Genomic DNA, 23,990 nt, shown 5'->3' with positions numbered 1-23,990 from the left:
TGTGGGAACAATAGCAAAAAATAAATATGCGAAATATAAGTTTATGAAAAAGAGTGCCTCCCTAGCGCCTTACCTGCCGGAAACCAGGGTGATGAGTCGTGAATCCTTGTGGAGCCTTTTGAATAGACATAGGCACGTCATGGTTAAGCCGGTTTGGGGGAGCCGTGGACGGGGTGTCATTCAAGTCTCCGATTTGGGGCATGACAAATACGCGATACATTACGAGAATATGAAAAAGATAAAACGGGGAAGAAAGAAAACCTATCGTTATATCAAAAGGAAAATCGGGTATGCCGCTTATATGGTTCAAAAGAGAATAACGCGTCCGACCATAAATAAGCGCCCCTTTGATATGAGAGTTATCGTTCAACGGAGAAAACATTCATCCAAGTGGGTAGTCACGGGGAGAGTGATCAAGGTTGCGGGCAAAAACTACATTGTTTCCAATAATACGCGGAGTCATGGAAAACTGCTTAGGTTTAAGACGGGTATTCGGCGTTCATCCATTAGTCACTTGTCTGTTACCAAATTAAAATCCCGAATAGATAAGGTTTCGCTTCGTTCCGCGAAAAGATTAAAAGCTTTGTTCCCTGGACACCGCATTTATGGCTTGGACGTTGCAACAAATCCGAAAGGGCATGTTTCCATTATTGAAGCCAACCTTTATCCGGCAATGTCCCATTTTCTTAAGCTGAAGGATTTTAAGATGTATCATCGAATACTCTCGTATAAATGAAGGTAAAAATAGAAAAAGCGATCTTCGAGACGGTCATCAGACCTGTATCTCGAATGATCGCTTTTTTTGCTATGATTTGTACATTGTGATATTTGTTATGAAAAAATAATTAAGATTTAAGGTAATATTATGATCTATGAAATTGGACATCGGCAAAATTGTTGAATGGACAAAATGCAAGTATGGGATATTACTGGGTACAATCACAATAAAAAGTTCTTTGAGGTGGCTAAGTGAAAATAGGAAGAATGACATTAAGGTTGCGGACGACGATTACCTTAATGATTTGTGCCGTTGTTCTCATGGTGTTATTCATTGTTTATGTATTATTCGGAATGAAAGTGACTGAAATGACAAAGGATGCTGTGCAGAATAAAGCACTCACAATCGCTCGTACCGTTTCACGGACACCGTTTGTGATTGAAGAACTAGAGGGCCGTGGAGATCCAGAGGGAATTCAGCGTTATGCAACGGATATTCTTACGCTCAACCAAGTTGAGTTCGTTGTCGTAATGGATATGAACGGCATTCGTCTTACCCATCCCGATCCAGCAATGATTGGTCACCATTTTATTGGCGGAGATGAAGTTGCAGCACTACACGGAAATGAAAGCGTATCTACAGCCAAAGGTTCACTTGGTGATTCTGTAAGAGCATTTTCGCCGATTTATGGTGAGGATGGAAAACAGGTTGGAGCTGCAGCGGTAGGCATTTCACTGGACAACGTCCACACTGCGGTACAACAGAATCGGTGGATCCTATATTTAGGAATGCTTCTTGGTGGTGTGATGGGGATTGTGGGAGCGGTTTTTCTAGCTCATAAAATCAAAAAAATGATGTTTGGTATGGAGCCTGACGTCATTGCGAAGCTGTTGGAAGAACGTAGTGCCATGCTCCAAAGCGCGCGTGAAGGCATACTAGCCGTGGATAAAAATCTGAAAATCACCCTGGTGAACACGGAAGCAAGGCGATTGTTGGATCGTACAGGTGTCGATGATGATCCTGTTAATCAAATGGTTGGACATATTTGGCCGCAATTACGAATGGAGAAGGTTTTGGAAACGGGTGAACCGTTGCAGGACATAGAGGTTGAGCAGAGTGGAATTACTCTGCTGGTCAATGTCGTTCCAGTCCGAGTAGGCGAGCACATTGAAGGTGTTATCGCAAGCTTTCGTGACAAGACGGAAATATCTGTTCTGATGGAGAGACTAACCGGTATTTCGGTGTATGCTGAAACACTGCGATCACAGACCCATGAATTTATGAATAAACTTCATGTCATTATTGGATTGACCCATATGCAGCGATACGAACAATTGGAACACTATTTGGCAGGTATCTTAAACCATATTCACAATGAAACGGATGCTGTAATCCGGCTCGTGAAAGATCCGGTTATGGCAGGATTTTTGCTCGGCAAGCAAAGCCGGGTGCGTGAGGCGGGGGTAAGGATGGAGCTGCTGGAAGAAGGGATACTGCCTGAATCCGCAGAGCCGGATGTCTCACGTGAACTCGTAACCATCGTCGGAAATTTGTTGGAAAATGCACTGGAGGCCTGTCAAGGCACCGATGACAAAGTGATTCGTATTGGATTTCAATATGAAGACCATACACTGCGTTTCCGAGTCATAGATAATGGAATAGGGATACCTGAAAACAAAGCAGAACGATTGTATGAGCAAGGTTATTCTACAAAGGGGAAAGATCGTGGTATTGGCCTGTATCTGGTTAAGAAAAGCCTGGACAAGCTGGGGGGCTCGATTTACTGGGAAAGCCACCCTGAACATGGTACTGAATTTATTGTACAATTACCCTATGAAGTGAAGAGTGAGGAGTAATTATGGATACATCGATACTTTCTGTATTAATCGTCGAGGATGATCCGATGGTTGCGGAGATGAACAAATTTTATTTAGAGCAGGTAGAGGGCTTTCGAGCCGGAGATTGGGCTGCGTCCACGAATGAGGCATTGCTTGTACTAGAACAGGGCGATTTCGATCTGATTTTGCTCGATATTTATATGAAAGAAAGCAACGGATTGGAGCTGTTGTCCGAAATACGACACAGAGGGATCAAGGTCGATGTCATTGTCATTTCGGCTGCAAGTGACAAGAAGAGTATTCAAGTGGCACTGCAGAACGGGGCTGTAGATTATTTGATTAAGCCGTTCGAGTTCAGCCGGTTCCACGCGGCATTAAATGGCTACAGAGAGCAAAATCAACTGTTTCGCAGTCAGGAACGCCTCAAACAATCGGATCTGGATACGATTAGACGTTTTCGTAAGGAACAGAGAGTGTCACAGGAATTGCCCAAAGGGTTTACGAGGCAGACGCTTCAGACCATCTGGAAAGTCATTGAGTCTTCCGGAGTTGAATTCTTCTCCGCCGAGGACATATCGATGTTGTCAGGAATTTCACGAGTATCGGTCAATAAATATTGTGCAGGCCTGGTAGAAATGGGCGTACTGGAGATGGACTATGTATACGGAACCGTAGGGAGGCCGGTACAGAAATACCAGATCGCACCGAATGGGAGAAAGACGATATCTAAATACATCACTCCAAACTAAAAGAACAATAAAGTAGGTATGCTGCTGCCATGATGGCAGCCTTTTTTTTGTTATACAACAGAAAAAATGACAGCGCTTACTTTAATAATTTACAAAATGCATTCAATATTTACATAAAAACAAAAGCGCTTTCAAACGGTTTATGATGGAAATGTAAACGATTCAAGGAGGTTAAGAGGACATGGAAAATGCAATACAGACGTCAGTCGGATTAGAAAAAGAGCAATCATCGAAACCTAAACAAGGATTGTGGCAAAAATTCATGCAGCTTAAGGTAGGTGTTATCCCATTACCGTTATACATCGTATTCGCACTTGTTATTTTTGCCGCCGCTGCACTTGGTGAATTGCCTAACGATATGATCGGCGGGTTCGCGGTTATTATCGTCCTGGGTGTGCTGCTCAGTGATCTCGGATTCAAGATTCCAATTTTGAAAAACATTGGCGGTCCTGCAATTCTGTCGTTAATGATTCCTTCATTTCTGGTGTTCTGGAATGTGTTGAACCCTTCAGTTATGGATTCTGTGACGACATTAATGAAGACGTCAAACTTCCTTTATTTATATATTTCTGTCCTAGTGGCTGGCAGTATTACTGGAATGAATCGTACCACGCTAATCAGCGGTTTCACCCGTATTTTCATCCCGATGCTGCTTGGAACGGTGGCTGCTGTCGCTGCTGGGGTTGGCGTTGCGATGCTGCTTGGTTATAGCGCACATCATGCCTTATTTTACATCGTTGTTCCAATTATCGGCGGAGGTGTTGGCGAAGGTATATTGCCGTTATCGATTGCGTTCTCACAAATTCTTGGCGGCGAATCCGCTCATTATGTGGCACAAATGATTCCAGCTGCGGTCATTGGAAATGTATTTGCTATTATTGGCGCGGGGCTGCTGAAAAAAATGGCGGATCGAAATCCATCGATTACAGGTAATGGTGTCCTGGTTAAATCGAAGGATGGCAAGAAACTTAGCGGAAGTACCTATGATTCGATTAAACCGGACTTTTTGCTCATGGGAGCGGGATTGTTGTTTGCCTGCGGTTTATTCATCACGGGTCACCTGTTGTCACCGTTTATAGGTATTCCAGGACCGATTTTGATGATTTTTGCCGCTGCGCTGCTTAAAGTGTTCAACTTGCTGCCAGCGAAAATCGAGCAGGGTGCGTACCACTTGTACAAGTTTATTTCTAGCACATTGACTTGGCCGCTGATGGTCGGTCTAGGAATGTTGTATATTCCGCTGAAGGATGTAGCTGCTATCATCTCGATTCCTTATATTCTGGTTTGTGCAACGGTTATCGCAGCAATGATTCTTACGGGTTATTTCGTTGGTAAATGGGTCAACATGTATCCTGTAGAAGCAGCGATTGTAACAGGTTGCCGTGGCGGTCTCGGCGGTACGGGCGACGTAGCCATTCTGTCAGCATCCGGACGGATGGAACTAATGCCTTTCGCCCAGATTTCTACGCGAATTGGCGGTGCGCTTACAGTAGTCGCAGCTACACTGCTAATAGCAGTATGGGGTGGCTGAAGAAGCTCGAGCAACAGATAGATCAGAAGTGGATAGCGTAAGCATTAGCCAATATTGGAGGAGATACTATGGAACTATTAGAAGAAATCATGAATTTGCATAAAGGCGGCAAACTGGAGACAACATTGAAGACTCCGATTCTTACCAAAGAAGACTTATCTAAGGTCTATACTCCGGGCGTAGCTAAAGTGTGTCAGGCCATTGCCCAAGATGATGCTCAGGCGTATGAGCTGACGACCAAAAAAAATACAGTAGCAGTTATTTCAGACGGGACAGCTGTTTTGGGGCTTGGTGACATTGGACCTAAAGCAGCGATGCCGGTCATGGAGGGAAAGGCCGCGCTATTCAAACAGTTCGCTGACGTGGATGCGGTACCGATCTGTCTTGATACGAAAGATACAGAAGAAATTATATCCGTCGTCAAGGCGCTTGCGCCGACCTTTGGAGGGATCAATCTGGAGGATATTTCTTCACCACGATGCTTCGAAATCGAGAAGAGATTAAGAGAAGAACTAGACATTCCAGTGTTCCATGATGATCAGCACGGAACGGCTATTGTCGTGCTTGCCGGATTGCTGAATGCGCTGAAGGTCTGCGATAAAAATATGAAAGATGTCAAAATCGTCGTGAACGGTGTCGGTGCTGCCGGCATCTCGATATCCAAAATGCTGCTGCAAGCAGGTGCCGTGAATCTGATTGGGGTTGACCGTCAGGGTGCGATTAGCCGAAACATACAGTATGATCTGCCACACTGGAGCGATTTCGCTCAACTCACTAATCCAAACCTGGAAACCGGACAACTGTCAGATATCATCAAAGGAGCAGATGTATTTATCGGTGTATCCGCGCCGAATATGTTGACCGTAGAGGATCTTCAACATATGGCGAAGGACCCGATTGTATTCGCGATGGCCAATCCGACGCCGGAAATTGATCCTAGACTAGCGGCCCCATATGTAAAAGTAATGGCGACTGGCCGTTCAGACTTCCCGAATCAAATTAATAATGTACTATGTTTCCCTGGAATTTTCAGAGGTGCGCTGGATAGCGAGGCTACGGATATTACCGATGAGATGAAGCTTGCAGCTGCAGAAGCCATCTCTTCCGTGATTGATCCAGCAGATTTGAATGAGAAATATATTATTCCGGATGCTTTTGATATACGTGTGGTAGAAAGAATCCGGAAGGCCGTTGCTGAGGCTGCGCTAAATAGCGGAGTAGCACGTAAAAGCTTGGTACCTAGCATTGGCTAGGGCGGTTAATGGTGGACATTGGTTCGTCGGAATCGAACTTATTCATTGCCAATTATAGGTTTTCAATTCAAACTTCAAGTATGATTTCGTATATTGCCTTGAATGAGTGTTCATCACTTAATCAAGGCTTTTCTATTTTCGCTCATTATATAGTATTGATGAATATTTACAATTTTGTAATTGATATTTTTTGAATCATTATTGTTTCTTGTCATTGTAATATTATGATATTTCATCAATGCTCAATAGGACAAAAGTCTATAGTATCAAGGTGTCGTTTCACTTCAGGTGTCTAGCATGTGACTAAAGTAAGCTTTTCTATATGATGAATTGACAAAATGCCTGAAAATATACTACATTATTAAAAGTTACAAAAAATTAATATTTGGCCGAATTTCTATTTAGAGAAAACGGGGGAACCAATTCTGGGTGAATTATTCTAATCTATTTAAGGATATAGGGAACCTTCTACCGAACCCTCAGCTAACTCCGTAGGCATCGAAGGGAGAACATCATGAAGAAAGTAATTATATCAGTGTTAGGAGCGGCAATTATGTTGTCCGCAGGCGCTACTAGTACATATGCGAGTTCGCCTAATCTTGCAAATGAAGTTGATAAAGTCATAGGGACGCCGTACCTCTGGGGAGGTACGACAAAAGCTGGGTTTGATTGCTCGGGTTTCATTCAATATATTTTTGATAAATTTAAGTTAGATTTACCCCGTACTTCAAATACACAGGCAAAAGAAGGCACATCGGTAGATCAGGAAAATCTACGTGCAGGGGACTTAGTGTTCTTTAATACGAGTGGACAAGGGATATCTCACGTAGGCATTTTCCTTGGCAACAATAAGTTTGCGCATTCATCCAGCAGCAGAGGTGTAACGATAAGTAATCTGTCAGATTCCTATTATAAAAATCGTTATGTTACTGCTAGACGTGTTGTAAGTCAGCAAAGTTATCATAAAATGATGAGCTGAAAATAAGGGAAATCTTAAAGGACAAGATCGTAAGTAAAACTACTTACTGGCTTGTCCTTTTGTTATTGCAATTGATCGACAAAGAGCCGTTTCATTCTCCATTGGATGAATTACACTCTAGGATAATGATATTCGTAATACATTCGGGTCTTGTCCTATATACATCAGTAATGTGAAATGTATATTGAGGAGGCTGAATAAGATGATTTATGCACAACCAGGACAACAAGGAGCAAAGATAACTTTTGCGAAGAGGTATGAGAATTTTATTGGAGGCCAGTGGGTGGCGCCTGTGAAAGGTGAATACTTCGAGAATGTATCGCCGGTCAATCATCGCATATTCTGCGAGATTCCACGTTCTACCTCTGAGGATATCGAGTTGGCACTGGATGCTGCGCATGCTGCGAAGGATGCATGGGGCCGTACGTCCGTTCAGGAGCGATCCGTGATCCTGAATAAAATTGCCGATCGGATCGAAGCCAATTTAGAAATGTTAGCGGTTGCAGAGACGTGGGACAACGGCAAACCGATTCGAGAGACGCTCAATGCTGATCTTCCGCTCGCGATTGATCATTTTCGCTATTTTGCAGGATGTATTCGCGCGCAAGAAGGTTCACTCAGTCAATTGGATGACAATACGGTGGCATATCATTTCAATGAGCCACTAGGGGTTGTCGGGCAGATTATTCCTTGGAACTTCCCACTGCTCATGGCGACTTGGAAGCTTGCACCTGCACTTGCTGCGGGCAATGCGGTCGTCTTGAAGCCAGCGGAGCAGACGCCCGCATCGATCTTGGTGCTGATGGAACTTATTGAGGATTTACTGCCCCCAGGTGTCGTCAATATCGTCAACGGCTTTGGACTTGAAGCAGGCAAGCCGCTCGCATCGAGCAGTCGAATTTCGAAAATTGCCTTTACCGGTGAGACGACAACAGGGCGCCTAATTATGCAGTATGCATCGCAAAATATCATTCCGGTGACCTTGGAGCTGGGCGGGAAGTCTCCGAACATTTTCTTCGAGGATGTATTCGCGCGGGACGATGCATTCTTCAATAAAGCACTCGAAGGGTTTACGATGTTCGCCTTGAATCAAGGTGAGGTGTGTACATGCCCGTCTCGAGCGTTAATTCAGGAATCGTTCTATGATCAATTTATGGAGAGAGCACTCCAGCGGGTCGCAGCCATCAAGCAGGGGAATCCACTCGATACGGATACGATGATTGGGGCCCAGGCCTCAACTGAGCAGCTCGAGAAGATTCTTAGCTATATCGATATCGGTCGGCAGGAAGGTGCTACGTGTCTTATCGGCGGTAACCGGGCTGCGCTGGATGGGGAACTGTCTGACGGTTATTATGTCGAGCCTACGGTACTTCAAGGACATAATAAGATGCGAATCTTCCAAGAGGAAATCTTCGGACCGGTTGTCTCCGTTACGACGTTCAAGGATCAGGAGGAGGCACTGGCCATTGCGAATGATACGCTCTACGGACTTGGCGCAGGCGTATGGACGCGCGACATGAACACAGCATACCGCTTCGGTCGCGGCATTCAAGCTGGCCGGGTCTGGACGAATTGCTACCATGCGTACCCTGCTCACGCGGCATTCGGAGGCTACAAACACTCGGGGATCGGGCGCGAGAATCACAAAATGATGCTCTCCCATTACCAGCAGACCAAGAACCTGCTCGTAAGCTATAGTCCTGACGCACTCGGATTCTTCTAAGAGCGGCGGTTTTCGATGATAGAAGTGAACAAGGTTATCGCTACCGATGCTGCATTAGAACTGATCGAGAGGGTGAAAGCCAAGTATGGTCCCGTCATGTTCCACCAGTCTGGCGGCTGCTGTGACGGCAGCTCTCCCATGTGCTATGTACAAGGGGAGCTTCTCATCGGGGATAGCGATGTATGTTTGGGGGACATTGGCGGAGCGCCTTTCTATATGAGTAAAGCACAATATGACTATTGGAAAAATACGCAGCTGATCATCGACGTTGTGCCTGGCAGAGGGGGGATGTTCTCCCTTGAAGGACCGGAAGGCAAGCGATTTCTGACGCGTTCAAGGTTGTTCACGGAGGAAGAACGACGTTTGTTGGGTCTGATTGATTCTTAGTGAACATGTGCTGAAACAAACGATATCCAAATCATAAATGAACGATGCCGCTCAGATCCCAATAGGAATGAGCGGCTTTTTTATGTGAAGAAGACGTATTTTTAGAGAAAATGTAATTTTTTCATGTATGTTTTCTATCATATTTATAGTTTTTATTAATTTTCGAGTTTTGCATTGCATGGTTCAAACACTATGATCATAATACCGGAGCCTGATCAACGACATATGAAACATCTGAATTTTCATAGAACTGATGAGGATCTTATATTATCTCTATAAATTGAGATCGATATAATATAGGGAAGGTTGGAGTATGAGAGGGGGATAGTAGGAATCGCCAAATTATTAATGCATGATCTGGAGAAAACGCATTCAACGATTAAACGAAATAAAGATGATGTGAAAGGTGGTATTATTATTGTTGAAATGGTTGCTTTGTAGTTGTAGAGTTTCCGCTTTCAAGCTTTCCTCCTTAACAATCTTGATTGCTGCATTTGCGTTCACGTTCCAGTCACATCCAGCGCACGCCGCAACGAATTATACTCAGAGCATGGAGACGATCAAAGGTATGAATTATACAGTCATTACGGTTCAATATAGCGGAGACGACGCCGGCCCTGCAGTCGCAGAAGCAATCGCTGCCGCCAAAAACGCTCCTAAGCCGGTTATCCTGGATTTTCCAACAGGCACATATCACTTCAAAGATGCATCTGCGATCACAGCGGATTATTATGTGTCCAACACGGCAAGTCAGAGCAGTAATCCGGATGGTGCTTCTAAGAAGGTCGCCATCTTGTTTAAAGACATCCAAGACATGACGATTCGGGGAAATCACTCCACGTTCATGTTCCATGGCGTCGTTACGCCAATCGTATTTGACCATGTCACGAATGTGAATATGGAGCATATCAGCTTTGATTTTAAGCGGCCGGTTGTGTCCGAATTGACGGTACAGGCTGTGTCCGGCACTTCGATCGAAGCAGAAATTCATGAGGATTCGTTATATAGTATATCGAACAACCAATTAAAATGGACCGGTGAAGTAGATCACAGCGGCAATCCGCTGGATAACTGGACCGCACGCGGATATTCAAACATTACGCAAGTTCAGGAGTATGATCCGGTTACGAAGGAGACTTGGAGAAGATCGAATCCTTTATCGGGCGTGACGAGCGTTCAGGATTTGGGGAACAGGCGAGTGCGGTTCAATTATAACAGCGCTCCAAGCCTAACCGTCGGGCACACCTTTCAGTTCCGCAACGACATTCGCAAGGAGCAAGGCGCCTTCATCTATCGAAGCAAGGATATCACATGGACTGGGGTCAATTTCTATGCTGCTCCCGGGCTTGGTATCGTTGCGCAATATAGTGAAAATCTATTCTTCGAGCAATTTAACTTTGCACCGAGAGTGGGAAGCGGACGTACCAACGCATCCATGGCGGATTTCATGCAGTTCTCCGGGTGTAAGGGCGAAATTAAGGTTAACGATTCGAACTTTTTCGGAGCGCATGATGATCCGATTAATGTGCACGGCACGCATCTTCAGATCGTCGACAAACCGGCTCCCAATCAGATTAAAGTACAATTTAAGCATGATCAAAGTTGGGGCTTCGACGCCTTTGCCGTGAACGACGCGATTGAGTACATTAATGCTTCAAGTCTGCTTGCAGTTGATCATGCGATAGTTACCGCAGTTACACGCGTTGACAATTATAATATCCTTCTGACATTAGATCGAAATGTTCCTAGCTCGGTCACCGTCAATCAATATATGGTCGAGAACGCAACCTGGACCCCGAATGTGACGATCACAGGCTCTACGTTCGAATCCGTTCCGACGCGAGGCATTCTCGTGACAACGCGGGGGAAAGTGCTCATCGATCATAATACATTCGATCGAACAAGAATGAGTGCCATTTTGATTGCTGACGATGCGAGCAGCTGGTATGAGTCGGGGATGGTAAGAGACGTAACCATCAGCAATAATACGTTTAATTATACGGGGAATGCAGTAATCGACGTTGATCCAAGCACGTCTTCCACGGACCCAGCTAAAACCGTACATAGTAACATTCGAGTTGATGGGAATATTTTCAAAATGAACGGTACGGCAAATATACAAGGCAAAGGCGTTCATGGATTCAGCTTTACGAATAATGTGGTTCAGGAAGGCGGGCTCAGCCTTGATTTTAGAGGCTCGAAATCCGTCGCTGTCGCCGGCAACACCTTCACGCAGAGCGGCGTAACCAAGAAGATAAATTTCTACAACATGTATCCAAATTACGATGCTATTGATCCAAATCAAGGGTTTATTGTTTCGAGAAGCAATGATCAGGTACTGAATTCAAATGATATTCCTTGGTATCAAATCACCGCAACTGCAACCAGTCAACAAGACGGTCATGTGGCGAATCAAGCCGTCGACGGGGAAGGCGCATCCTTCTGGCAGTCGGCATCGTCGCCATCAGCCAACCTACCTCAGTCGATCACGCTAGAATTCGGCGGAAGTTATACGATTTCGAAACTAAGATATTTACCAAGATTAGACGGCCAAACCAAGGGGATGATTACCTCATACCGCATAGAAGCCAGTACAGACGGAGGTCATTTCATAGAAGTCGCAAGAGGTAATTGGGCCGATGATATAACGGAGAAAACAGCGGCTTTTGCGCCGGTCTCAGCCAAGTATGTAAGGCTTACGGCGATTACAGCCTCGGGGAATCTAGCTGCTGCCGCAGCGATCCATGTGGAGCGCTATGACCTCAGCATGGAGGGGGAGAGCGGCACGATCAGTGGAAATGCGAAGATCGGGAATCTTTCGGCAGCTTCCGGCGGCCAATATGTTGGAAATATCGGCAATGATTCGAACAGCTATGTGACATTAAAAGCCGATGTGCCTGCAGCGGGCACGTACAAGATGACGATCTATAGCATTTTGTCGGGCACGAGATCTTTCTTTGTCAGCGTGAATGGCGGAGCCGCTCAGGAAGTTAAAGTGACGGGAAGCTCCTGGAGCCAAACTGCGTCCCCTGTTTCGCTCACGATTCAACTCAATAGCGGTAATAACTCGATTAAATTCTATAACGATGCTGCATACACGCCGGATCTCGATCGAATCGTTCTCTCTGAAGTGGTTCCCGTGGATAATAAGCTAAAAAGCATCCAAACACCTGCAGCGATAACGGGCTTGGCGATCGGAACAGCAAAGACAGCGGCAGCCCTTGGCTTGCCCGATAAAGTATCACTTCTAACTTATGGGGGAGTGGTGGATGCTAATGTATCATGGGATATGAACGGCACAAATTACGATCCAACGGCAATAACGGGGCAGATTTTTACTGTAACAGGAATTGTAACTCTGCCTTCTGAAATAGTAAACCCGGATAACGTTCCATTGACCACAAGCGTTCGCGTGACGGTCAATAACATTCCACAGTCACAAATGAAGGCAGCGGCAACAAGCGAAGAAACGAGCAGCGGAAATGATCGGGCTTCCAATGCCATTGATGGAAACCCGCAGACGATGTGGCATACGAAGTGGGATAAATCCGATGTTCTCCCGCAATCCATTACATTAAACCTTGGCGGAACATATCAAATCAATCAAGTCGCGTATATGCCAAGACAATCTGGCTCGAATGGTATCATTACGGGCTACAATGTCTATGTAAGCACGGATGGGGTGACCTTTACGAAGGCGGCAAGTGGGAAATGGGCGGATGACAGTACACTGAAATACGCGGCATTTGCACCTATTGATGCAGCCTACGTGAAGCTGGAAGCAACGGCGGGCGTCAATGGGTGGGCTTCGGCTGCGGAAATCAATGTACTACTAGATACAACGGGCGGGCCGCAGACGGTGATAACCGGGACTGATAAGGTTAGCCCTGGCCAAACGTTCCATCTGACGATGGGACTGAGCGGCGTGACGCAAAGCGTATATCAGCGCATGTATGCGCAAGATCTGACGCTTCATTATGACCCGGCGTACATGCAGTTCGAATCAGTCACATCGCTGAAAGACGGATTTCAGGTCATCGATCAGAAGGAGGCCGTGCCAGGACACATCCGGATTGTAGCTGCGAGCGTAGGTGCGAACCAAGGCGTGCAAGCACAAGGCGATTTACTAACCTTTAAATTTACCGTAAGAGCAGCAACACAGGGAACCGAAACGACCGCTTCGGTAGACCATGTTGCTATTGCGAGCGGTGAGGGGAACGAGCTAGAAGTTAACGGAACCTCCCATAAATTGCATATGGATATCTCTGTAGATAAGTCACGTTTGAATGCTGCTATCGTTGGTGCTCAGACTAAGCACGATGCTGCCGTGGAAGGTAACGGGCACGGTCTGTATGCTGTTGGATCCAAAGCACAATTGCAGTCGGCGATCAATGCTGCGCGTGCGACAGAGAGCGATCCGAATGTTACGCAACAGCAGGTGGATAGCGCGAAAACTGCATTGGAAGCGGCCGTTCAAGTGTTCGAAAGTAAGAAAATCTCCGCCGATGTCAATGGAAAAGATGGGATCACGGTCGGAGACTTGGCGATTGTGGCAGCGGCTTACGGCAAGCAAGAGGGGCAGCCAGGCTGGAATGCGAAAGCGGATGTCAATCATGATGGTAAAGTGGATATTGAAGACCTTGCCATCGTTGCCAAAGCGATCTTGCAATAGAAGAACACCGTGTAGTGTTGGCTTGAATCTAATCAGTTTAATAAGGACCATTGATTCGAGATCCCTGTAGGTGCCTTTATGGCCCGACAGGGATTTTTTATTTATTATATTTTCATTCGAACTTCGATAGTAAAATATACAAAATTTTAGTAAAAATAAATTGACAGCAAACATGTTAAGAGTATATTTTTAAGTAATATTATTCCAAAAAAACTTATTAAATTGAATTTATGGAGCCTGAATTGATCATTTTCAATCGGTATAACTAAATCGATCGAAATATTCAGTAAAAATTTAATAAAAATATAAAATTTGAAGAGATATTGACAGCGCATATTTATTATACTATATTTACCTGTAATACAGGTATACAGTTATATAGTTTGATTGCATTCGTCATAGATCGTATAACTTCAACTGTACTAAGTCTAAAAAATTGGGGAGGTTTTCTAGAATGGTTCGTACAAAGAGAATGGTTTTATCTGTTTTTGCATTTGTTATGCTGATCTCTATGGTTTTGTCAGGTTGTGGTTCCTCATCTAAAGACAATAATGACAGCGCTTCCAAAGCTGGGAATACGGTCACGCTCAAGATGATTGAAAGCTTGACAAGTCCGGAGAGGACGGAGGTGCTCAAGAAAATGCTGGCCGAGTTCGAACAGCAGAATCCCGGCATTAAAGTCGAACTGATCTCCCCACCGCTGCAAAACGCAGATACGAAGATTGCAACGATGCTCGCCGCAAAAGAAGATTTAGACGTGCTTGAGGTACGAGATATTACGGCAAAGCAGTTTGTCACCAACCAATTCATTGAAGATTTGAAGTCGTATACCAGTAAGTGGGAAAACTATAAAACGTTGAATGATAGTGCGAAGATGTCAGCGAATTACATCAACAATACGCCATATTACATCCCATACGGTCTGTATCAGAAGATCTTATTCTACCGTAAAGATTGGTTCGATGCCAAAGGAATGACTCCACCGGCAACATGGCAAGAAGTATATGAGAAAGGGAAGGCCCTGACAGATCCCGCGCAAAACCGGTATGGCTATGCTTATCGAGGCGGTGCAGGTGGAGATAACTTTACGCTGATGATAACTCAAGCGTTCAACGCGGATCAGATCAATCCGGATGATTCGATGTTCCTCAAAGACGGGAAAACAATATTCTCAACGCCAGAATCCAAGCAAGCCATGGATTTATTCACAAAAATTTATCAAGAGGCTTCTCCGAAAGATTCAACGAACTGGGCATTCTCGGAAACTGTGGAGAGCTTTGTTTCGGGTGTAACAGCGATGTTGATCAATGATCCGGACGTCATCGCCGTAACCAAAGAGAAGATGAAAGAAGGTACATGGGCTACGGCACCAATCCCGCTCGGTCCAACAGGGAAAGCACCAAGGTTTGTAGGTGCGGCTGGCTGGGGAATGACTTCCTACAGCAAACATAAAGAAGAGGCTTGGAAACTGATTGAATTCTTGTCAAATCCCGACCAGAATTTGGTGTTCGCGAAGGCTGTTGGATTAATTCCAATCCATACGACAGCTGCCGATGATGAGTTCTTCAAAAAGGGCGCGTATCAACCATTCATCGAAATGAACAGCAAGCCGGATGCGTATCTCATGATGCGGGATGCAACAGATTATCAGGGTTATGGCGAGTCTAAGAAAATAGCGGTGGAAGATAATCAAGCATTGATTTTAAAACAACGTTCGATCGACGATGTGTTGAAAAACTGGGATAAATATTGGACAGATCAAAAAGCAAATCAGAAGAAATAAATCGAGCATCAAATAGGGGAGATTGGAGCCTTGTCTCCAATCTCCGTCTTGGCATCGAGAGGAGGAAAGAAATGAAGAACACCGTAAAAGCGAGAAAACCGGTATCCAGTCAAAGTAAATTCATCTTCTTCTGTTTGCTTCCGGCTATTCTCATGGTTGGGATATTTACGTTTTATCCGTTTTTCCGGGGCATTGGGATGGCTTTTCAGAACTATACCTTATTTGACTTAACGGACATCCACTTCATTGGGCTGGACAATTTCAAGACGATTTTCGAACAGCCGCAATTTCTGCAAGCCTTATCCAATAGCTTCTATTGGGTGTTCGTATCTTTGATCTTTCAATTTGTCATTGGGTTTATTCTAGCGCTCCTGCTGAAAAAGCCGTTTAAGGGCAGAGGCGTATACCAAGGCTTTGTATTCTACTCTTGGGCAATGTCTGGATTCCTAATCGGCATCATCTGGAGATGGATGTTGAATGGACAAATTGGAGTTATTAACGATTTGCTGTTAAAAGTGGGGCTAATCGAGGAACGCATCGGATTTTTGTCCGATCCGAACTGGTCGCTTGCTTCCGTCATCGTAGCGAATGTATGGTACGGTATTGCCTTCTTTGCGATCATGCTGCTCGCAGCACTTCAATCGATTCCAGACGATCTGTATGAATCTGCAGGAATCGATGGGGCGAATTGGTTCCACAAGCTGTTCTACGTAACCATTCCGTACATTATGCCGACAATTATAGCTTCGACGCTGCTGCGGGTGATATGGATATTCAACTTCCCGGACATCATCTATGCGATGACGAATGGGGGACCGGCGGGATCGACACATATTCTGGCGACGTACATGATGGACAAAATCATGTTCGGCGGGGATTATGGTCAAGCCGGAGCGGCAGGTGTCATCATGATTATTCTCTTAGCAATGTATACCATATTCTACCTGACGGCGACGAAGTCTGGGAAAGGGGCTGACTTTTAATGAAACATCGGCTTCAGTCTCTAGGAATCTCTTTGAAGGTTCTTTTCTTGAGTTTGTTTTTGATCGTCATGGTCTTTCCGCTCTACTGGATTACGATAACTTCGTTAAAGCCATCAGACGAAATTTTCTCTATCCCACTGCAATATTGGCCGGCGCATATTACCTTTGACAATTTTATTAATATTTTCAATATATCTAATTTTCACATTTACATTATGAACAGCTTGATTGTCTCGCTGACGGCTTCATTGGTTGTGCTGATGATCGCGGTACTCAGTGCTTATGTGCTGGCCCGATACCATTTTAAAGGAAATAAACAGATTATGTATGCCTTTTTCTTGACGCAAATGATCCCTGCATTTATCGGTTTCGCTCCATTGTATATCATGATGTCTCATTTCGGGCTGCTCAATAAGCTATATTCCTTGATGATCGTCTATACAGCAGGGTTAATTCCGTTCTGTACCATTATGCTGCGAGGGTTCTTCCAACGGATTCCGTCCAGTCTGGAAGAGGCTGCGATGATCGATGGCTGCTCTCGCCTATCGGCCTTAATTCGCGTGATCCTACCGGTGATGCTTCCGGGGATCGCAGCTACGTTTATTTTTGCCTTCGTCCAGAATTGGAACGAATTGTTCCTGTCCATTATGTTTATTGATCAGGAGAGCTCAAAGACGATTCCGGTGGCGATAAACGGGTTCATTACGAAGTTTAATATTGATTGGGGGCCGATGTCCGCAGGCGCTGTCTTATCCGTTATTCCGACGATCATTATTTTTGCGTTCTGTCAGAAAATGATCGTGGGTGGATTAACGCAAGGCGCGGAGAAGGGATAGTTCGATGACAAGTGACATGTACTAGGGAAGGATGGAAGAACATGCGGGAACCCGTAAACCTGAACAAAGAGACGATCATCGTGCATGATCCGCATGATGAAAGGCATTATGGAGCTGTATCGTTTCCAGTGTATCAGAATAGCCTATTTACCTTTAAAACACATGAAGAGTTAGAGACGGCACTCGCTCTTGAAGTCAGTTCAATGATTTATACAAGAGGGAACAATCCGACTGTGGCAATGCTAGAAGATAAGCTTGCGAAGCTGGAAGGCGGGGAAAGGGCTCGTTGTTTCGCCTCGGGTATGGCCGCTATTTCCACAGCTATTCTATCCGTTATACGATCGGGAGATCACATTGTCTGCGTGGATGGTGCCTACGGGCCAGCGAAGAAATTTATGGAGCAGTATCTAAGCAAATTTAACATTGAGACGAGCTTTGTCGATGGGAAAGATATCGCGCAGATCGAAGCGGCCGTTCAAGAAAATACCCGTCTCATTTATTTAGAAAGTCCGACCAGTTTAACGTTTGAATTGCAGGATTTACGTGAGTGCGCTGTGCTTGCTGCAAGGATCGGGGCAACAACGATTATCGATAATACCTGGGCCACACCTATGTTTCAGAATCCGCTTCAATACGGGATCGATCTGGTTGTTCATTCGATGACGAAATACATCTCCGGTCATAGCGATCTGGTCGGTGGTGTTATTATTGGGTCGCAGAAGCATATGGATGAATTGTTCGCTAGCGAATTTCAGCTCTTGGGAGGGATTCTTCATCCGCAGAGTGCTGCTATTTTTATGCGAGGATTACGGACGCTGCCGCTGCGGATGCAGAAGCATGAGCAGAATGGGCTGCTAATTGCGAGTTACCTGAATACAAGGCCGCATATTATCCGTGTTAATCATCCCGGGCTTCCCAATCATCCGCAGCATGATTTATTCAAGACGCAGATGCTCGGAAGTAACAGTCTATTGTCTTTTGAAACAGCTATCTCCATGGATAACATGAGACAATGGGCGAATTCCCTGCAGTTATTCCGTAAAGGGATCAGTTGGGGCGGTTACGAAAGTCTGATCTATATGAAGGAACAATCCGACGGTAAATTTATCGTTCGCTTGTATATCGGCTTGGAGGAGCCTGATGATCTTATTCGCGATATGGAACAAGCGTTTGAAGGCATCGGTTGTGGAATGAAGTAAAGAAGCATCAAAAAAAGTCCGGATGACAGCACGAGTTGCGTTGTCATCCGGACTTTTCTCATTTGTTATCCGTGGGTACTTTCTGAATATTGCCCTCGATCGCATCCATTAGTAAGTTGAATTGCATAACAGCTTGTTTCTTATCACGCTTAGCTATGGCTTCAGCGATACATGGATGGAATGGGAATGTATCTGTGAACAATCTATTTTGACCGAGTGGAGCGGTCTCCCAGAATGTGTCGAACAACGTGGACATTGAAGTGATGATGCTTTGTAGAACTTTATTTCTGGATGCTTCATAAATCGTTTGGTGAAAATTTTTGTCAGCCAGACGTGTAATCGGACCATCTGGATTACTCCTAATCTCGTTCAAATAATGCAGCATTCTTTCGATTTGTTCTTCTGTAGCATGTTCTGTTGCGAGTTCAACGGCGAGTCCTTCAAGAGCCCTGCGAACCTGGCAAGCTTGCAACAGCAGTGTCTTCTCATTGCTGACATCGATTTTGGTCGAGAAGCGGTAGGAAGAAGTATCATCGACGAAGACGCCCTTTCCGTTGATCATCTTGACAAACTCCATTGCTTCAAGAGATCGGAGAGCTTCGCGAATCGAAGTGCGACTAACATCGAGCAATTTGCTCATCTCTTCGAGTGAGGGAAGTTTGTCCCCTTTCTGCAAGCCATTCTCTTGAATGTAATGCACAATTTCTTGTGCTGCGATCTCATGCAGCTGCATCTTTTTAATTTTTTGCAACGTAAGGGTCCCCCTTATTTCTATACCTATCATACTGTATTATAGCTTAGTGTTACTGATAAAGAAAGATCGTGTCTATTATATCTCCACTATGATTCAAGATTTATTGCCCTACGATATGAATAAAAGAGGTGCGTCTAGGATAGAATTTCGTTCATATGAATCGCCAAAGGGAGATGACAGAATGAAGTATATTTCTTTCGAAGGACTTCGAAAGAACGTATCCAGGCTTATTATGGGTTCCGACTTCTTCGAGCCGGAGAACTTCGAAGAAGTTTGCAGGGTACTCGACAGTTATGTTGCCATTGGCGGCAATACGATTGACACGGCCTATCATTATGGAGCTGGCAAGAGTGAGCGATCGATCGGCATGTGGCTTGAAGCGAGAAAGAATAGGGGAGAGATCAATCTTCTATTGAAAGGCGCACATCCGAACAAAGACGGTCCCCGTGTACATAAAGCGGCCATTCGCGAGGAACTGCTGATTAGCTTAGATCGTGTTCAGACGGAACGTACTGAACTTTATGCTCTGCATCGTGATGATCCGAATCAACCGGTCGGCGCGATTCTCGAAGCGTTGAATGAGCACCTCGAAGAGGGGCGGATTGGTGTGATCGGTGCGTCGAACTGGAGCGCAGCGCGCCTTGCCGAAGCGAATCAATATGCGGCAGACCATGGCTTGAAAGGCTTCTCATTTAGTAGTCCGAATCTATGCCTTGCGAAGGCGATGGAGCCATTCTGGCCGGGATGTGTGAGTGTCGATGAGGATATGCTAGCATGGCACGAACGCAGTCAATTGCCTATTTTGTCTTGGTCTGCATTAGGGCGGGGGTTCTTCTCGGGACGGTACACCCCGGAAGATCGTTCGAATGCTGATCTCGTGCGGATTTTCTACAATGATGCGAACTGGGAACGCTACCGTCGTGCGGAGGAACTAGGTGTGAAGAAAGGCGTATCAACGACGCAGATTGCATTGGCGTATGTGCTTAATCAGTCCTTCCCAACAGGCGCTGTCATTGGCCCTCGCAACGATGTGGAATTGAAGTCATGTCTTACCGCGACGGAATTGGAGCTCACCAGGGAGGAGATTCGATGGCTGGATCTGCGTACAGAATAGGTGGTTTAGTTACGGCACGGATTTTAGAGCACACTCTGAAATTCGTGTTTTTTTCTATCTAAACCCAGTTATAATATGTTACAAATATTTGAACAAAAGTGATTGACGTGTAAGCGCATTCATAATAAAATGATCCTTGTAAACATTTGGGTGAAAAATCAATGACATTATACACATTTTTGCCCGAATTTTTGGGCAAATGTTGGGGTGGTGATTTGCGGATAATCAGGTGTTTGTGCCAGAACATTTGGGTATGATTTGATATTGCGCTTCCAGTACAATGGAAGAGTGCAGTTTGAAATCATTAATGAATGGCAAAAAAGGAGCATTGCAAGTGACAACTTTAAAAGATATAGCAGAAGCTGTCGGCGTGTCGATATCCACCGTCTCCCGCGTCATCAACAGCGATGTGACCAAACATGTCAGTGAGGAGACAAGAAGCAAAATTTGGCGTGCTGTTCAAGAGCTTGGCTATGAGCCCAATGAATCTGCGCGCAAGCTGGTTATGAAGAAGAATTCGGCTACGAAGCAGCCATCGATGCAAATCGGGTTCATCTCCTCTTGGACGCTATATTCAGCAGAGCAGGATCCGTTCTTCAACACGATTTTTGCCGGCATGCGAAAAATGCTCGAGGACAACGGATATACGTTCGCTTACGTGCTCACGTTCAAGGAACTTCGTAATGAAGTGACGCTACATAAGATGCTCAATGAGCATCGGGTCGACGGGGTGATCTTGTTTGGGGATGTCAACGAGGAGGACGACATTGTCCGCTTGATCCAGAAGCATATTCCGGCTGTCGTTGGTGTCATGTCGGATAGCCCAGACATTCAGAATATTAATTTCGACCATATCGCCGCTGCGGAAACGGCTGTCAATCATTTGATTGGGCAAGGCCATCGGGAGATTGGCTATATCGGCGGGCATGGCTGCGACGGGGAACTCGAGAGCGATGAGCGTTATATTGGATATAAGCTATCGATGCAGAAAGCCGGTCTGGAGATCCGTAAAGAGTGGCTCGTTAATACGAAGTGGGTCGTTGATCGGAGCTACAGCTGGATGCTGGAAATGTTGGAGCGAAGCCAAGGAAGGCAGCTGCCTACAGCCATATTCGGGGCCAGCGATCGATTGGCGCTTCCAGCCATGAGAGCGGCCATTGAACGGGGATTCCGCGTCCCGCAAGATATTGCGTTTATCGGCATCGATAATATTGAACTGTCGCAATATACTTCGCCGCCATTATCAACGATTCATGTGCCGAAATTCGAGTTGGGGATGACGGCGATCAAGACATTGATTGATTATATGCAGAGTGACTTCCGTCCAACCTTTCAGTTATTAATGCCGTATGAGCTTATTGTACGCCAGTCTTCAGACTATAAGAGGAATGAGTAAAGGCAGTCACGGGTCATAAGATCAGTCAACCAAGATGCCCGTCATTTCCTGTGACTATAGGGCAAACGTTATCATATTTTGTGCCCAAATTTATGCGCTGCCACCGAATCCATTCGTTCAGGCGGTCGTGTCGTAGAGGTCGCACCAATACCCTATTTTATGAAAGAGGGTCGATGAATTCTTGGAACAAGTTACGCCTGATGTCCCAATCCACAAAGACCGAACCCGCACAGCATCCTCTCCGCTATTAAAAACGGTCAAACGAAATTGGGATTTATACTTAATGATTATTCCTGTAATCGCTTTCTTCATCATCTTCGCTTACCTTCCATTGTACGGCATACAAATCGCATTCAAAGATTTTTCCGCATTTAAAGGTATCTGGGATAGTCCATGGGTCGGCTTCAAACATTTCGAACGCTTTTTTGACAGCTATTATTTTTGGCGGTTGATTAAGAATTCTTTCTTGCTTGGTGTCTATTCACTGGCGATCGGCTTCCCGATTCCGATTATTCTTGCGCTCATGCTGAACGAGGTCAAATCGAACCGGTTCAAAAAATTCGTTCAGACGATCACCTATGCGCCGTATTTTCTTTCCACCGTTGTGATCGTGGGGATGCTCTTCATCTTCCTCTCACCTAGAACCGGCCTCATCAATCATATCATTCAAGCTTTTGGCGGTGACCCGATCGCATTCATGACAAGTGCGGGATGGTTCAAGACCTTATATGTATTCTCAGATGTGTGGCAGACAGCGGGTTGGAGCTCGATTATTTACTTGGCTTCGTTGTCGGGCATTGATACGCAGCTTCATGAGGCGGCCAAAGTTGACGGCGCAACCAAACTGCAGCGCATTTGGCACATCAATATTCCAGGCATTATGCCGACTATCGTCATTTTGCTGATCTTGAATCTCGGCTCGGTCTTAAGCATCGGCTTCGAGAAAGTGCTCCTTATGCAGAACAACTTGAACATGTCAGGCTCGGATATTATATCAACGTATGTCTATCGCAGCGGGATATTGGATGCGCAATACAGCTTCTCGACTGCTGTGGATCTATTCAATTCAATCATTAATTTCGTCTTGCTCGTCACGGTCAATTATGTGGCTCGCCGAGTGAATGATACCAGCTTGTGGTAAGGAGTGAAATAATGCTATGGGATTGCAAAGCCGTGGAGACCGTCTGGTCGAGATAATCAATTATATCCTGCTCGCGCTGATCGCCGCCGTTGTCATTTATCCGTTGGTGTTCGTACTAAGCGCCTCTTTTTCCAAACCGGATTTTGTACTGCGCGGCGAAATGTGGCTGCTGCCGAAAGGCATTAACTTGGATGCGTACTCGAAAATTTTTCAGAACAAAGATTTGTGGATCGGCTACAGAAATACGATTGTATATACGCTCGTCGGAACATCGATCAATCTGCTGATGACCATTCTTGCTGCTTATCCGATGTCTCGCAAAGATTTTGCAGGCCGGAATTTCGTAATGGCGATGATGGTGGTCACACTGTTCTTCAGTGGCGGTCTCATTCCGACGTATCTGCTGATCAAAAAACTGCATATGCTCGACACGTTCTGGGTGATGGTGATTCCGAATGCTGTATCGGTCTGGAACATTATCATCATGCGTACGTTCTTCCAATCCAGCATTCCGCATGAAATTCAGGAGTCGGCGATGATCGACGGCTGCGCCAACTGGCAGATTTTGATTCGGATCGTGCTCCCGTTATCAATGCCTGTCATTGCGGTTATGATTCTATTCTATGCTGTCGGCCACTGGAACGCGTTCTTTAATGCCTTGATCTATTTGAATGACAAGGATAAGTTCCCGCTGCAGCTTATATTGAGGGAAATGCTCATTCAGAACTCGATGAAGGATATGGCGAAGCTGACGCAGGAAGCGGTCGCGAAGCAGGCGATGAGTGTGGAAGGGATCAAATATGCCATTATCGTAGTGGCCAATTTGCCGGTATTGCTGCTGTACCCGTTCTTGCAGAAGTATTTCGTGAAAGGCGTAATGATCGGGGCGTTGAAGGGTTAGTCATCGTAAGACCATATGAAAATATTGATGGAG

At 45.4% G+C, this 23,990-nt stretch carries 18 protein-coding genes and 1 riboswitch; of the genes, 17 read left to right on the top strand and 1 reads right to left on the bottom strand.

Annotated elements, in window-relative coordinates; translation table 11 throughout:
- The first annotated feature begins 1 nt into the window (after nt 1).
- From ACFQZR_RS19220 to ACFQZR_RS19160, 13 genes are all read left to right on the top strand, one after another.
- Nucleotides 2-736, top strand: a complete 735-nt coding sequence (locus tag ACFQZR_RS19220) for a YheC/YheD family protein (protein WP_379348682.1) — start codon at nt 2-4, stop codon at nt 734-736.
- 248 nt (nt 737-984) lie between these two features.
- Nucleotides 985-2,574, top strand: coding sequence for a DcuS/MalK family sensor histidine kinase (dcuS, locus tag ACFQZR_RS19215; RefSeq protein ID WP_379348680.1), 1,590 nt, complete (start codon nt 985-987; stop codon nt 2,572-2,574).
- Between the two features lie 14 nt (nt 2,575-2,588).
- The gene (locus tag ACFQZR_RS19210) at nt 2,589-3,305 is read left to right on the top strand and encodes a response regulator (RefSeq protein WP_379348935.1); all 717 of its coding nucleotides are present in this window, start codon (nt 2,589-2,591) and stop codon (nt 3,303-3,305) included.
- 181 nt (nt 3,306-3,486) lie between these two features.
- Nucleotides 3,487-4,836: a 2-hydroxycarboxylate transporter family protein gene (locus ACFQZR_RS19205; protein WP_379348678.1), complete on the top strand. Its 1,350-nt coding sequence runs from the start codon at nt 3,487-3,489 to the stop codon at nt 4,834-4,836.
- A gap of 68 nt (nt 4,837-4,904) precedes the next feature.
- Nucleotides 4,905-6,089 (top strand): NAD(P)-dependent malic enzyme, encoded by a 1,185-nt coding sequence (locus ACFQZR_RS19200; RefSeq protein WP_379348676.1) that lies wholly within the window; start codon nt 4,905-4,907, stop codon nt 6,087-6,089.
- 377 nt (nt 6,090-6,466) lie between these two features.
- A riboswitch (cyclic di-AMP (ydaO/yuaA leader) is annotated at nt 6,467-6,602 on the top strand.
- A gap of 1 nt (nt 6,603) precedes the next feature.
- Nucleotides 6,604-7,068, top strand: a complete 465-nt coding sequence (locus tag ACFQZR_RS19195) for a C40 family peptidase (RefSeq protein ID WP_379348674.1) — start codon at nt 6,604-6,606, stop codon at nt 7,066-7,068.
- A 202-nt stretch (nt 7,069-7,270) separates the two neighbouring features.
- Entirely contained in the window at nt 7,271-8,791 is a 1,521-nt protein-coding gene (gene adh, locus ACFQZR_RS19190) for an aldehyde dehydrogenase (protein ID WP_379348672.1), read from the top strand.
- Between the two features lie 15 nt (nt 8,792-8,806).
- Nucleotides 8,807-9,178, top strand: a complete 372-nt coding sequence (locus ACFQZR_RS19185; RefSeq protein ID WP_379348670.1) for a DUF779 domain-containing protein — start codon at nt 8,807-8,809, stop codon at nt 9,176-9,178.
- Between the two features lie 481 nt (nt 9,179-9,659).
- Nucleotides 9,660-13,850 carry a discoidin domain-containing protein gene (locus ACFQZR_RS19180; protein WP_379348668.1) on the top strand — a complete coding sequence of 1,397 codons (4,191 nt, stop codon included), beginning with the start codon at nt 9,660-9,662 and terminating at the stop codon, nt 13,848-13,850.
- A 454-nt stretch (nt 13,851-14,304) separates the two neighbouring features.
- The gene (locus tag ACFQZR_RS19175; RefSeq protein ID WP_379348665.1) at nt 14,305-15,633 is read left to right on the top strand and encodes an ABC transporter substrate-binding protein; all 1,329 of its coding nucleotides are present in this window, start codon (nt 14,305-14,307) and stop codon (nt 15,631-15,633) included.
- A gap of 71 nt (nt 15,634-15,704) precedes the next feature.
- Complete coding sequence (locus ACFQZR_RS19170; RefSeq protein ID WP_379348663.1) at nt 15,705-16,616, top strand: carbohydrate ABC transporter permease; 912 nt, start codon at nt 15,705-15,707, stop codon at nt 16,614-16,616.
- Nucleotides 16,617-16,663: 47 nt separating this feature from the next.
- Complete coding sequence (locus ACFQZR_RS19165) at nt 16,664-17,452, top strand: carbohydrate ABC transporter permease (RefSeq protein WP_379348661.1); 789 nt, start codon at nt 16,664-16,666, stop codon at nt 17,450-17,452.
- Between the two features lie 41 nt (nt 17,453-17,493).
- On the top strand, nt 17,494-18,651 hold the full coding sequence (locus ACFQZR_RS19160; RefSeq protein ID WP_379348655.1) for a trans-sulfuration enzyme family protein: 1,158 nt from the start codon (nt 17,494-17,496) through the stop codon (nt 18,649-18,651).
- Between the two features lie 58 nt (nt 18,652-18,709).
- Here ACFQZR_RS19160 and ACFQZR_RS19155 read toward each other — a convergent pair whose 3' ends face one another.
- Nucleotides 18,710-19,402 carry a FadR/GntR family transcriptional regulator gene (locus ACFQZR_RS19155; RefSeq protein WP_379348653.1) on the bottom strand — a complete coding sequence of 231 codons (693 nt, stop codon included), beginning with the start codon at nt 19,400-19,402 and terminating at the stop codon, nt 18,710-18,712.
- A gap of 184 nt (nt 19,403-19,586) precedes the next feature.
- Between ACFQZR_RS19155 and ACFQZR_RS19150 the strand changes: the two genes are divergently transcribed.
- The 4 genes from ACFQZR_RS19150 to ACFQZR_RS19135 all read left to right on the top strand — a co-directional run bounded on the left by ACFQZR_RS19150 (nt 19,587) and on the right by ACFQZR_RS19135 (nt 23,957).
- Nucleotides 19,587-20,519, top strand: a complete 933-nt coding sequence (locus ACFQZR_RS19150; protein WP_379348651.1) for an aldo/keto reductase — start codon at nt 19,587-19,589, stop codon at nt 20,517-20,519.
- Nucleotides 20,520-20,853: 334 nt separating this feature from the next.
- On the top strand, nt 20,854-21,915 hold the full coding sequence (locus tag ACFQZR_RS19145) for a LacI family DNA-binding transcriptional regulator (RefSeq protein ID WP_379348649.1): 1,062 nt from the start codon (nt 20,854-20,856) through the stop codon (nt 21,913-21,915).
- Nucleotides 21,916-22,123: 208 nt separating this feature from the next.
- On the top strand, nt 22,124-23,056 hold the full coding sequence (locus ACFQZR_RS19140; RefSeq protein WP_379348933.1) for an ABC transporter permease: 933 nt from the start codon (nt 22,124-22,126) through the stop codon (nt 23,054-23,056).
- Between the two features lie 16 nt (nt 23,057-23,072).
- Nucleotides 23,073-23,957 carry a carbohydrate ABC transporter permease gene (locus ACFQZR_RS19135; RefSeq protein ID WP_152394186.1) on the top strand — a complete coding sequence of 295 codons (885 nt, stop codon included), beginning with the start codon at nt 23,073-23,075 and terminating at the stop codon, nt 23,955-23,957.
- The last annotated feature ends 33 nt before the right edge of the window (nt 23,958-23,990 follow it).

Source organism: Paenibacillus sp. GCM10027629 (assembly GCF_042676425.1).
In the GTDB taxonomy this organism is placed as follows: Bacteria; Bacillota; Bacilli; order Paenibacillales; family Paenibacillaceae; genus Paenibacillus_K; species Paenibacillus_K terrigena.
The sequence above is the reverse complement of the archived record's forward strand: the minus strand, read 5'-3'. Positions and strand labels throughout refer to the sequence as shown.